This window comes from Streptomyces sp. NPDC003027 (assembly GCF_053591435.1).
Genome location: NZ_JBSFTU010000017.1, coordinates 27332 through 39587, shown reverse-complemented (window position 1 = coordinate 39587; position 12256 = coordinate 27332). Strand labels below are relative to the sequence as shown.

At 71.8% G+C, this 12256-nt stretch carries 12 protein-coding genes; 4 read left to right on the top strand and 8 right to left on the bottom strand.

Annotated elements, in window-relative coordinates; genetic code table 11:
* Positions 1-199: 199 nt before the first annotated feature.
* Together ACWDX6_RS14810 and ACWDX6_RS14805 are read right to left on the bottom strand one after the other, a co-directional pair.
* Complete coding sequence (locus tag ACWDX6_RS14810) at positions 200-1480, bottom strand: UL36 very large tegument protein (RefSeq protein ID WP_451485328.1); 1281 nt, start codon at positions 1478-1480, stop codon at positions 200-202.
* Between the two features lie 100 nt (positions 1481-1580).
* Positions 1581-1832 carry a helix-turn-helix domain-containing protein gene (locus tag ACWDX6_RS14805; protein WP_451485327.1) on the bottom strand — a complete coding sequence of 84 codons (252 nt, stop codon included), beginning with the start codon at positions 1830-1832 and terminating at the stop codon, positions 1581-1583.
* 32 nt (positions 1833-1864) lie between these two features.
* Between ACWDX6_RS14805 and map the strand changes: the two genes are divergently transcribed.
* Complete coding sequence (map, locus tag ACWDX6_RS14800) at positions 1865-2632, top strand: type I methionyl aminopeptidase (protein ID WP_451485326.1); 768 nt, start codon at positions 1865-1867, stop codon at positions 2630-2632.
* Positions 2633-2757: 125 nt separating this feature from the next.
* Here map and ggt read toward each other — a convergent pair whose 3' ends face one another.
* A complete protein-coding gene (gene ggt / locus ACWDX6_RS14795) occupies positions 2758-4587 on the bottom strand; it encodes a gamma-glutamyltransferase (protein ID WP_451485325.1) in 1830 nt (609 codons plus the stop codon).
* Positions 4588-4691: 104 nt separating this feature from the next.
* Here ggt and ACWDX6_RS14790 point away from each other — a divergent pair, with 104 nt between their 5' ends.
* The 3 genes from ACWDX6_RS14790 to ACWDX6_RS14780 all read left to right on the top strand — a co-directional run bounded on the left by ACWDX6_RS14790 (position 4692) and on the right by ACWDX6_RS14780 (position 8388).
* Complete coding sequence (locus ACWDX6_RS14790) at positions 4692-5423, top strand: hypothetical protein (RefSeq protein ID WP_451485324.1); 732 nt, start codon at positions 4692-4694, stop codon at positions 5421-5423.
* 127 nt (positions 5424-5550) lie between these two features.
* Positions 5551-6717, top strand: coding sequence for an Ig-like domain-containing protein (locus ACWDX6_RS14785; RefSeq protein WP_451485323.1), 1167 nt, complete (start codon positions 5551-5553; stop codon positions 6715-6717).
* Between the two features lie 123 nt (positions 6718-6840).
* Entirely contained in the window at positions 6841-8388 is a 1548-nt protein-coding gene (locus tag ACWDX6_RS14780) for an alpha/beta fold hydrolase (protein WP_451485322.1), read from the top strand.
* A 52-nt stretch (positions 8389-8440) separates the two neighbouring features.
* On the opposite strand, the gene ACWDX6_RS14775 is transcribed toward ACWDX6_RS14780, so the two are convergent.
* From ACWDX6_RS14775 to ACWDX6_RS14755, 5 genes are all read right to left on the bottom strand, one after another.
* On the bottom strand, positions 8441-9313 hold the full coding sequence (locus ACWDX6_RS14775; RefSeq protein ID WP_451485321.1) for an amino acid ABC transporter permease: 873 nt from the start codon (positions 9311-9313) through the stop codon (positions 8441-8443).
* A complete protein-coding gene (locus ACWDX6_RS14770) occupies positions 9310-9954 on the bottom strand; it encodes an amino acid ABC transporter permease (protein ID WP_451485320.1) in 645 nt (214 codons plus the stop codon). The genes ACWDX6_RS14775 and ACWDX6_RS14770 overlap by 4 nt, the downstream gene beginning before the upstream one ends.
* Before the next feature lie 16 nt (positions 9955-9970).
* Positions 9971-10885 carry a glutamate ABC transporter substrate-binding protein gene (locus ACWDX6_RS14765; RefSeq protein ID WP_451485319.1) on the bottom strand — a complete coding sequence of 305 codons (915 nt, stop codon included), beginning with the start codon at positions 10883-10885 and terminating at the stop codon, positions 9971-9973.
* Between the two features lie 14 nt (positions 10886-10899).
* Positions 10900-11643 (bottom strand): amino acid ABC transporter ATP-binding protein, encoded by a 744-nt coding sequence (locus ACWDX6_RS14760; protein ID WP_451485318.1) that lies wholly within the window; start codon positions 11641-11643, stop codon positions 10900-10902.
* Positions 11644-11772: 129 nt separating this feature from the next.
* Positions 11773-12210, bottom strand: a complete 438-nt coding sequence (locus tag ACWDX6_RS14755) for a DUF6278 family protein (protein WP_451485317.1) — start codon at positions 12208-12210, stop codon at positions 11773-11775.
* Between the last annotated feature and the right edge of the window lie 46 nt (positions 12211-12256).

Below are 12256 nucleotides of genomic sequence, written 5' to 3'. Positions count from 1 at the left end.
GGAGGAGAACGTAAGCCCCGTCACACCCCGGAGCAAGACCACCGCCGTGAACCGCCGGAGTCGATCATGTTTCATACCCGAGTGGTCCACGTCGGACACACACCGACACGTCCCGGTCTGATCCGGTGTGACCTACGACGTGGCGGGCGGGCGGGATGGGCGTCGTGACTGGCGTAGGGGCGGGACCCGCGTGGCGCGGTCAGGCTCCGGCGAGGCCCGCGACCCGCAGGGCGTGCGCCAGATCCCGCCGCCGGTCCGGGGACACCGTGTGTGCGGCGTCGAGGAGTTGGGGCACCAGGGCGTGCGGGTCCACGGCGGCGAGCCGGGCGGCGTCCTCCGGCGTACGGGCCCGGAGGAAGGCCGCGAGCAGGGCCCGGGCCTCGCGCTGATGCCCCTCCGCGCGCAGGGCGGCGCAGGCGTCGGCGAGCTCCTCGACCGGCCGGGCGACGCCCTGGCGGAGCAGCTGATCGCAGTCCTGGTCCCGGCCCGCGTCGGCGAGCGCCCCGGCGACGGCGGCGAGCCGGCCGGGAGGCAGCGTGGCCGCCTCCCAGAGCAAGGTGGTCCAGTCGGCGCCGAGTCCCACCCGGTCGAGCTCCGCGGCGAGCGGCGGGAGCCAGGCGGGCGGACCCGCGACGGCCTCGCAGAGCAGCGCGTGCGCCTCGCCGCTGCGCCCCTGGGCGCGCAGCCGCCGCAGCGCGTAGACCGCGTTCCCGGCGGCGCGGGCCGCCTCGGCGGCGACCTCGGCGGCGAGGGGCGCGGCGGGGGTACGGGGCGGGGCGGCGGGGGTCGTCTCGGCTCCGCCGAACCGGGCACCGCGCGGGAGGGCGCCGGCCACCGGAAGCCGCGGCACCCCCACCGCCTCCGGCACGTCATCGGCCTCGTCCATCCACGCGTAACGGGCGCCCCGGGGGCGTCGCTTGACGGCCGGTGCCGGTGTGCGGGCGGGGGCGGGAGCCGGGGCCGGCTCGACCGCGGGGGCCGGGGCCGGCTGGGCCAGGGCGGTCAGGCGCGCCGCCAGTTCCTCGATCCGGGCCGTCGCACGGCGGTGGTCGTCCCGGGCCCAGGCCAGTTCGTGCTGGAGCCGGGGCGTGTCCGGGGAGCCGGGGGCCGCGCCCAGGAGGGCCTCGAGTTCGCGCGAGCGGGTCGCGGCGTGGCACCGCTCCCGCTCCATCAGCTCCAGGCGCTCGCGCAGCGCCTCCGCTCCGCCCGGCCTGCGGTCATGGGCGGCGGCGGCCGCGGTGTGCAGCGCCCTGACCCGTACGCCCTGAGGTCCGGACGGTGCTTCGCCCAGGTCGTGGAGGAGGGACTCGACCACGTCCCAGGGCAGGATCTCCGTACCGTCGAAGCAGGCCCGCATGCCGTCCGGGTCCCGGCTCGCGAAGACGCCGTACCAGCCCTCCCCCGGGTCGAGGCGTGCCACCAGGTCTCTCAGGAGACGCGCGAACGCGCCTTCCGCCGCCGGAAGTTGATCCGTGGACATACCGCCGCACCACCCGCACACTCGACTGGAACCTTCCGGTCCGCTGGCATTGGACCTCAGGCGTGTTACGGGACGGCTACGGACCGTTTTCGCGCCGGGATCAGACCGGTACGAGCGCGCAGCGCACGACGATCTCGTCCATGGAGAGACCGAGGACCCCGGCCAGCGCGGCGACGGTGAAGAAGGCGGGGGTCGGGGCCCGTCCGGTCTCGATCTTGCGGAGCGTTTCGGCGGAGAGCCCGGCGGCCGCGGCGATCTCCACCATGGAGCGGCCGCCGCGGGCCTCGCGCAGCAGCAGGCCGAGGCGTTCGCCGCGCTCGCGCTCTTCGGGGGTCAGGGGTGTGCGTACCATGCCACCATTCTAATACCGGTATAGTAATTGGCATGATGGAGATCAAGACGGACGAGTCCCTGCGTGCGATGCGGGAGGCCGGCAGGGTCGTCGCCCGGGCTCTGGCGGCCGCGCGGGAGAAGGCGGCGCCGGGGGTGACCCTGCGCGAGCTGGACCGGGCGGCGCGAGAAGTGCTCGACGAGGCGGGCGCGGGATCGCCGTTCCTGAACTATCACCCCGGCTGGGCGCCCGTGCCGTTCCCGGCCGTGGTGTGCGTGTCCGTGAACGACGCGATCGTGCACGGGGTCCCGGACGAGAGCCGGCTCGCCGACGGGGATCTCGTCTCCCTCGACTGCGGGGCGTCCCTCGGCGGCTGGGTCGGCGACGCGGCCGTCAGCTTCACGGTCGGCCGGGCCCGCCCGGAGGACACCCGCCTGATCGACACGGCGTACGCGGCGCTGGAGGCCGGGATCGGCGCGGCCGTCGTGGGCAACCGCGTCGGCGACATCGCCCACGCCGTCGGCCGCGTGTGCCGCCGGGCGGGTTACGGCATCCCGGACGGCATGGGCGGGCACGGCGTCGGCCGCACCATGCACGAGGGCCCGGACGTCCCCAACGAGGGACGTCCGGGCCGGGGCGTGCCGTTGCGCCACGGAATGGCGATCGCGATCGAGCCGATGCTGATCGGCAGCGGCCGGGACGACCATTACACCGCCGCTGACGGCTGGACGATCCGCACCCTCGACCGCTCCCGCGCGGCCCACACGGAACACACGATCGCGATCACCGACGACGGTCCCCGCATCCTGACGGCCCTGTAGCCGCCGGGGCCGCGCGTCGCGCGGGAGACCCGTCCGTCAGGACACAGAGGCCCGTACGACCCTGACGGCCCCGGCCTCCTGACCATCCCTCAGGCACCGGCGCGACGCCGCTCGGGGGCCGCCGGTCAGCGCCGGGGCCGTACGACCATCGCCGAGCCTCCGCCCCTGCGGACCGTCTCCGCCGCCGCGACCCAGCTGCCGTCCGGCTGCCGTTGGACGGCCGTCGCCGCGCCGATCTCCGGGTTCTGCCGGAAGCCGTGGCCGATCGCCTCCAGCTCGCCCTTCAGCGGGCTGTTCCAGAGCCCCGGCTCCAGTTCGGTCGTCGTCTGGTTGCGCTGGCTCGCCCGGGGCGCCGCGATCGCGTCGACCAGGGGCAGCCCCCGGTCCACGACGCCGGTCAGCGTCTGCAGCACGGTGGTGATGATGGTCGCCCCGCCCGGGGAGCCCAGGGCGAGGACCGGCCGTCCGTGCTTGTCGAGCACGATGGTCGGGGACATCGACGAGCGGGGCCGCTTCCCGGGACCGGGCAGGTTCGGGTCGTGGACCGCCGGGTTCGCCGGGGCGAAGGAGAAGTCGGTCAGCTCGTTGTTGAGCAGGAAGCCGCGCCCCGGCACGGTGATCCCGCTGCCGCCCGTCGACTCGATGGTCAGCGTGTAGGAGACGACGTCGCCCCACCTGTCGGCCACCGTCAGATGCGTGGTGTTCTCGCCCTCGTAGGTGGTGGGCGCCGCCGTCCCGCCGCGCCCGCAGTCGGCGGGGTCGCGGGGGTCGCCCGGCGCCAGCGGACTGGTCAGGACCGCGTCGTCGCGGATCAGGCACTCCCGGGAGTCCGCGTACCGCTGCGAGAGCAGTTCCCGCACGGGGACGTCCTCGAACGCCGGGTCGCCGACCCAGCGGCCCCGGTCGGCGAACGCGATCCGGCTGGCCTCGATGAAACGGTGCAGATAGCGGGCCTGGGTGGCCTTTGACAGATCCGTGCGCTCCAGGATGTTCAGCGCCTCGCCGACGCTCGTGCCGCCGGAGGACGAGGGCGCCATGCCGTAGACGTCGAGACCGCGGTACGAGATCTTCGTGGGCCGCCGCCGTTCGGTCTCGTACGCCGCCAGGTCGCGCTCGGTCAGGTCGCCGGAGCGGACGACCCGCGTGGCCCCCTCCCGTACCGGGGGCTTCCGTACGGTGTTCACGATGTCCCGGGCCAGCGGCCCCCGGTAGAGGGCGCCGACGCCCTCCCGGCTCAGCTTCTCGTACGTACGGGCCAGGTCCGGGTTCTTGAACGTCGAGCCGACGACGGGCAGTTCCCCTCCCGGCAGGAAGAGCTCCGAGGAGGCCGGGAAGTCACGGAAGCGGGCCTCGTTCGCGGCCGTCTGGGCGCGGAAGGTCGGGTCGACGGTGAAGCCCTCCCGGGCCAGCCGCGTGGCCGGCGCGAGGAGGGTGCGCAGCGGCTTGCTGCCCCATGTGTCGAGGGCGGTCTTCCAGGTGGCCGGGGTGCCGGGGGTGCCGACGCCGCGGCCGCTGGTCATGCCCTCCTCGAAGGGGATGGGCTTGCCGTTCTCGACGAAGAGGTTCGCGTCCGCCGACCGCGGCGCGGTCTCGCGCCCGTCGATGGTGCGTACCGTACGGGTTCTGGCGTCGTAGTGGACGAGGTAGCCGCCCCCGCCGATGCCGGCGGAGTACGGCTCGGTGACGCCGAGGGCCGCGGCGACCGCGACGGCCGCGTCGACCGCGTTGCCGCCCTGGCGGAGCACCTCGATGCCGGCGGCCGAGGCGTCCGCGTCGACGCTGGCGACGGCTCCGCCCCAGCCCACGGCCACGGGCTCCTTGACCGGCGGCTTCGTCTCGGTCGCCCTCGACGCGGAGGGCGGCGCGGCGGACGGTGGCGCGGCGGCGCCCACCGAGAGCAGCACCGTCGCGGCGACGGCGAGAACCGACCCATTCCGTGCGGCGGAACGACGCATTCCTACCTCCAGTCAACAGCCGTCCCGGCAGCCTAACTTCCGCCCGCCCTCCTCGTCAGGACCGCCTCGAACGGAGTGGCGCCGCCCCGCTAGCATGCGCGCCCATGAATGAAGACCTGCGCAATGTCGTCCTCGGCGTGCTCGCGACCGGTGTCAGCGCGTCGCTGGGCTGGCTGACCCGCACGTATCTGTGGCGCCGCGGGCTCCGCCGGAAGCAGGCGTTCTTCGGGCTCGCCGGCGGTTCCGAGTGCCTGCTGGTGGTGAACCGCAAGGCGGGCAGCGAGGGCTCGGTGCACCGTACCGACGTCTCCGCGCTGCTCGAACTGTCCGCCCTGATCAAGGACTGCGGGGCGCAGCCCCGGATAGTCCAGCACGACTCGGCACGGCAGGGCATCGGCGACCTCGCGGAGTTCTGCGTCGGCGGACCGTACTCCAATCGCCGGATGGCGGCGCATCTGTCCTCCCTGCTGCCGGGTCTGCGCATGAACGTGGAGTCGGAACCGGTCGAGGACCGGGGCATGCTCACGATCGGGGGCGAGGTGTACCGGGGGGTGAACGGCGTGACGGAGTACGTCGTCCTGGCCCGGCTCACGGCGGGCGACGGAGGGCGGCCGGTCTTCCTCTTCTGCGGGCAGTTCGCGGTCACCAACCAGGCCGCGACCCGCTATCTGGCCAAGCACCACGAGAAGCTGGCGCGCACGTACGGCTCCGGCCCGTTCGTCCTCCTCCTCAAGGTGGTCAACTCGCAGGCGTACGGCCCGGACGTGGTGGAGCTGGTCGCCGATGTGACACGGCACGCGATGACGGCGGTCGCCGCCGAACCGGCGACGACGTGACGGACGCCGGTCGAACGTCTCGCCCATCTCACACCCGACGACCGTGAAACAGCTCAAACACGCGCAACCTTTCCCGGCCTCCGCCCCTCTCTCCCCGCGAGAGTGATCCACACCGGAGGTCGTCCCCGTGAACCGCATACGCCCGCGCACCCTGCTCGCCACCGCCGCCGGGGCGCTCGCCCTGGCCGCCGTCACCTCCTGCTCCGGGGGGACGCCGGCGGCCGGCGGCACGAAGGAGGGGGCGCCACGGACGCGGATATCGGTGAATCTCACCGGGGGCCGGGCGACGGCCGGCGAACCGGTCGTCGTCCGGCTCGCCGAGGGGAGGCTGTCACGGGTCGACGTGACCGACTCCAAGGGCGGCCGGCTTGAGGGGAAGCTGTCCGCCGACGGGACGAGCTGGACGTCCTCGCGCAAGGCCGTGCCGGGTACCGGCTACGCGATCGAGGCACGGGACGCGTCCGGCGGGAACGCCCGCGCCGGGTTCACCACCGCGCCGGCCGAGCGGGTCAACAAGCTGACGCTCGCCCCCGGCAAGAACACCACCGTCGGCGTCGCCCAGCCGCTGTCGATCGTCTTCGACCACCCGGTGAAGAACAAGGCCGAGGTCGAGAAGCACCTCACGGTCACCACTTCGAACCGCACCGAGGGGTCCTGGGGCTGGATGCGGGACTGGTCCGGCAAGGACCGGGTGGACTGGCGGCCGAAGGAGTACTGGAAGGCCGGCACGAAGGTGACCCTCGACGCCCGGCTGAGCGGGATCGACTCCGGCGCCGGCGGCTGGTTCGTACGCGACTACACCACGACCTTCGGCATCGGCCGCGAGCAGCTCGTCGAGGTCGACCTCGACAACCACCGGCTGAAGCTGCTGCGGGACGGCGCCGAGGTCCTGGACGTGCCCATGTCGGCCGGGACACCCGGCGGCGAGAAGGCCTCCTGGCGCGGCAGGACCGTCCTGATGTCCAAGGAGGGCACCATCAACATGCGCTCGGAGACCGTGGGGCTCGGTGACGCCTACGACAAGATGGTCGACTACTCGATGCGGCTGACCTGGTCGGGGATGTACGCGCACGCGGCGCCCTGGAACGCGGCCTACTTCGGCAGCGCCAACAGGAGCTCGGGCTGCCTCGGCATGAGCGACGGCGACGCGCGGGCCGTGTACGACCAGGTGCGGGTGGGCGACCCCTTCGAGATCACCGGTTCCGAGGCCAAGGGGACGCAGGCGCTGAACAACGGCTACGGCGAGTGGAATCTGTCCTGGGCCGAGTGGCGGTCCAGGAGCGCACTCAATTGACAGGGCGTCCAATAATCGTTACCCGCACGTGACTCACCGATCGGTTACCAGGAGTAAGCCTTCCCGGTTACCGTCGGGTCACTTTCACTGCCCCCCATCAGTGATCCCAGTGAGGAGTGACCCGTGCGCACACCCTTGGTCCTCGCCGTCTCGGCCGCCCTCGTGGCGGGGACGGCGCTCGGGCTCGCACCCGCCGCCCACGCCACCGAGACCGGCATCCGCTTCGTCGACATCGCCGGCGACGGCGGCACCGTCCTGAAGGCCAATGTCGTCACCCCGGCGGGTGCGGGCTCCGGCGCCCGCCACCCCGTGATCGTGCTGCCCACCAGCTGGGCCATGCCCCAGGTCGAGTACCTCGCGCAGGCCCGGAAGCTCGCCGACTCCGGCTATGTCGTGGTCAGTTACAACTCGCGTGGCTTCTGGCAGTCCGGCGGCCACATCGAGACCGCCGGACCGAAGGACGTCGCCGACGCCTCCAAGGTCATCGACTGGGTTCTCGCGAACACCCCCGCCGACCCCGAGAAGATCGGCATGGCGGGCGTCTCGTACGGCGCCGGGATCAGCCTGCTCGCCGCCGCGCACGACAAGCGCGTCAGGGCCGTGGCGGCACTGAGCGGCTGGGCCGACCTCATCGAGTCGATCTACAGCGGGCGCACCCAGCACCTCCAGGCCGCCGCCCTGCTCGGCGGCGCCGGCTACCTCACCGGCCGTCCCGGCCCCGAACTCCAGGAGATCCTGGGCGACTTCCTCTCCTCCGACCTCGCCGAGGAGGAGAAGATGATCGCCTGGGGCAGGAAGCGCTCCGCCGTCACCTACCTGGACCGGATCAACGCCAACGGCGCCGCGATCATGCTCGGGAACGCCTGGGGAGACACCGTCTTCCCGCCCAACCAGTACGCGTCCTTCTACGAGAAGCTCCAGGGGCCCAAGCGCCTGGAGTTCCGCCCCGGCGACCACGCCACCGCCGAGGCCACCGGCCTGCTCGGCCTGCCCAACGACACCTGGACCAGCGCCCACCGCTGGTTCGACCGCTATCTCAAGGGCGCCGACAACGGCATCGACCGCGAGCAGCCCGTCCAGCTCAAGACCCGTTCCACCGGCGGCTACGAGGGCTACCCCGACTGGAAGTCGGTCGGCGCCGACCAGCGGAAGATCGCCCTCGGCGGCTCCCAGAAGATCCGGGCCGACGTCGACTCCGGCGCCAACGGCGGCGTCGTCCTCCTCTCCAACGCCTTCGACCAGTTCCTCGGGACCCCGCCCGTGGCCTCGATCCCGCTGCTCCCCCGCGCCTTCGCCGGCGTGTGGCAGTCCGAGCGCCACGACACCGCCCAGCGGGTGCGCGGCACGGCGAAGCTCCACACCACCGTCACCTCCACGGCCGAGAGCGGCACCCTCGTCGCGTACCTCTACGACGTGGGCCCGCTCGGACTCGGCAAGCTGGTCAGCAACGCCCCGTACACCTTCCACGGGAAGACGCCCGGCGAGCCGTTCACCGTCGATCTGGAGCTGTTCTCCACGGCCTACGACGTGCCCGCCGGACACCGTCTCGCCGTGGTCGTCGACACCGTCGACCCCCTCTACATCGAGCACAACCCGACCGGCGCGCAGCTGACCTTCTCCTCCCCGCCGGCCGACCCGTCGTACGTGTCGGTCCCGCTGCGGGAGGAGTGATCACCGGCTGCTGCCGGACGGGCAGGGCTTCCTGCGGCCTGCCGCGCGACCGCTACGCGCCCGTGGGAGGACCTCCGCCCGGCAGCAGCGTCCCCGGTTCGGCCGGGGCGACCTCCACGGCCTTCGTCTTGGGACTGCGGCGCTCCTTCCCGGCGACCCACGTGGCGAACCAGGACAGCAGCATGCACATCCCGATGTAGATCGGTGAGATCACCATGACGACGGGGATGAACGGCAGGTCGTAGTCGAGGTTGGACGCGATCAGCTTGCCCGCGTGCAGGAACTCCTCGTAGGTGATGAGGAATCCGAGCGAGGTGTCCTTCAGGGCCACCACCAGCTGGCTGATGATGACCGGCAGCATGGCGCGGAGCGCCTGCGGCACCAGGACGTAGGTCATGACCTGTGTCTTGCGCATGCCGAGGGCGTACGCCGCCTCCCGCTGCCCGCGGTCGACCGAGTCGACTCCGGTACGGAACACCTCGGCGAGCACCGAGCCGTTGTAGAGGGTCAGTCCGGCGACCAGCGCGGGCAGCGGGTGGACCTTCAGCGCCACGAAGATGAAGAAGATCATCACCAGGACGGGCATGGCGCGGAAGAACTCGACGAGGAGGGTCGAGATCCAGCGGAAGACCCGGTGCTCGGAGAGGCGGCCGGTGGCGAGGAGGCCGCCGAGGACGAGCGAGAGCACCGAGGCGTACGCGAAGGCCTTGAGCGTGTTGCCGAGCCCGCGCAGCAGCAGCTCCTGAATGCCCTCGTAGGCGAACGGCGACCACTTCGTGGAGGTGAACTGCCCGGTGTCGAACAGGAGATGGAGGATCCAGCCGGCCAGCGCCAGGATCGCCAGGGTCGAGAGGGCGCCGTAGAGCCGGTGGCGCCTGCGGGTGCGCGGACCCGGGATGTCGTACAGGGCGGTGGACTCGGTCATCGGGCGACTCCCCAGCGCTTCTCCAGGACGTTGAAGAGCGCGCTGATGGTGAGGGTGACGATCAGATAGCCGACGGCGATCCAAACGAAGGTCCAGATGATGTTGTAGCCGAGTTCGCTCAACGTCTTGTAGGTGCCGAGGAGTTCGGTGACGCTGAAGGCGCCGGCGATCGCCGAGTTCTTGGCGAGCGCGATGAGGGTGGAGCCGATGGGCGGGATGACGGAACGGAACGCCTGCGGCAGGACGACGGCGCTCAGGGTCTGCGCGAAGGTCATGCCGAGGCTGCGGGCCGCCTCACCCTGGCCGCGCGGCACGGTGTTGATGCCGGAGCGCAGCGCCTCGCAGACGAAGGCCGAGGTGTAGCAGCCGAGAGCGAGGACCGCGAACAGCTCGAAGGGGAGCACGAGTCCGAACCGTGGCAGGCCCAGCATCACCGCGAAGAAGAGGAGGGTGAGCGGGGTGTTGCGCAGCACGGTCACCCAGACGCCGCCGAAGACCCGGAGGGAGCCGACCGGCGCGATCCGGAACGAGGCCATGACGAAGCCCAGGACCAGGGCCAGGGCCGAGGCGTAGACGGTGAGTTCGACGGTGCCGAGGAAGCCGTCGCCGTAGAGGGAGAAGTTCTCGGTCAGTACGTCCATGTCGCCGCTCGCCTCCTCAGCTCGCCGGGTAGCGGTCGATGGCGGGCGGCCGCGGGGCGGGCACCCCGGAGAGGCCGAGGGTCGCGTCGTACGCCTTCTTCCAGTCGCCGTTCCTCTGGTGGGCCGCGAGGGCGTCGTCGAGGGCGAGGCGCAGGGCGTTGTCGTCGCGCGGCACGCCGATGCCGTAGGGCTCCCGGGAGAAGGGCCTGCCGACAACCTTGAGTTCGTCGGGGACCTTGGCGGCGTAGCCCATCAGGATCGTGTCGTCGGTGGTGACCGCGTCGACCTGGTAGGTGAGCAGGTTGTCGACGCAGACCGAGTAGGTGTCGTAGGCGACGAGGTCGGCCTCGGGATAGTCCTTCTCGATCCGCTGGAAGGGGGTGGAGCCGGCGGCCGAGCAGACCCGTCTGCCGGCGAGGTCCCGCGGTCCGCCGATGTCGTTCTCGTCGGTGCGGACGAGCAGGGACTGGCCGGCCATGTAGTAGGGGCCGGCGAACCCCACGAGCTTCTTGCGGTTGTCGTTGATGGTGTAGGTGCCGACGTAGTAGTCGATCTGGCCGTTCTGCAGCGCGGTCTCGCGGTTGGCCGAGGCGATGGTCCGGAACTCGACGGACGCCGGGTCGAAGCCCAGCGAGGCCGCCATCATCTTCGCGATCTCGATGTCGAAGCCGGAGTACCTGCCGGTGGCGGGGTCCTTCTCGCCCATGTACGGCTGGTCCTCCTTGGCGCCGACGACCAGACGCCCGCGGCTCTTCGCCTTCCTCCAGGTGGCGGAGGCGGGCAACTGGAACGCGGACGCGATCCGGTACTTCGGGAGCGCCTCGGGCTGTGGCCCCTTGACGGGCGGGCTGCCCTCCTTGCCGCAGGCGGCCGCGGCGCCCAGGGCGAGCACGAGCGCGAGCGCGAGGAGGATGCGTTGCGTACGGTGCATGGCGTTCCTCCCCGTCAGTGCGTCAGGATCTTGGACAGGAAGTCCTTGGCGCGGTCGCTGCGCGGGGCGGTGAAGAAGTCCTCGGGGGTGCGGTCCTCGACGACCCGGCCGTCGGCCATGAAGACGACGCGGTGGGCGGCGGAGCGGGCGAAGCCCATCTCGTGGGTGACGACGACCATGGTCATGCCCTCGCGGGCGAGCTGCCGCATGACCTCCAGGACCTCGTTGATCATCTCGGGGTCGAGCGCCGAGGTCGGTTCGTCGAACAGCAGCGCCTTGGGGTCCATGGCGAGGGCGCGGGCGATGGCGACGCGCTGCTGCTGGCCGCCGGAGAGCTGGGCGGGCAGCTTCTCGGCGTGGGCGGCGAGGCCGACGCGTTCGAGGAGTTCGCGCGAGCGGCGGTCGGCCTCCTCCTTCTTCCGCTTGCGCACCTTGATCTGGGCGAGTGACACGTTGGCGAGGACGGTCTTGTGCGCGAAGAGGTTGAACGACTGGAAGACCATGCCGACCTCGGCCCGCAGCCGGGCCAGCGCCTTGCCCTCCTCGGGAACAGGGCGCCCGTCGATGAGGATGTCGCCCGACTCGACGGACTCCAGGCGGTTCATCGCCCGGCAGAGCGTCGACTTGCCCGAGCCGGACGGTCCGATGACCACCACCACCTCGCCGCGACCGACGGTGAGGTCGATGTCCTGCAGGACGTGCAGCGTTCCGTAGTGTTTGTTGACGCCACGCAGCTCGATCAAAGGATCGACGGCCATACGCTGCCCTGCCCCCTTCTCAGCTGTGTCGAGGTCAGCGCAAACTATCCAGCACGAAAAGGGACTTCACGCCCGACACGCATGAAACACGGATAAGCCGTATTTACTGCAGAAGGGTGGGGCGGCCGGTCAGAACTCGGCGGCCTCCGCGTACACGCGGGAGAGTTCGGGGGATCCGCTCACGGCCCAGTCGAGGCCGGCCTCGACCACGTTGATCTCCCGGCCGGAGGCGAGCCGCACCACCGGCTGCCCTCCGGGCCACACCTGCCAGCAGGCACCCGGCACCGTGCGGACGACGACCGTGCCCAGATACAGACCGGCGTCGTTGCCGATCCAGGGCAGCTCCTCCGGGTCGTCGCGCCAGAGCGGCGGCAGCTGGTCGAGGGCCGCCAGCGAACGCGGGGTGTCGTCCAGCTCCACCCCTGCCTCCTGGGCCCTGGCACGCAGCAGCTCGCACTCGGCGAGCAGCTCGCCCACTCCCTCCGGGTCGCGGTCGAAGGCCGCCGTCAGCGGAGAGGTACCGACTGCGTGCCGCTTGCGCCAGTTGCCCAGGAAGGGGATGTTCATCCGACCAGCGTCGCACCGGACCCTCCCGCGGACCACCCGGCACGCG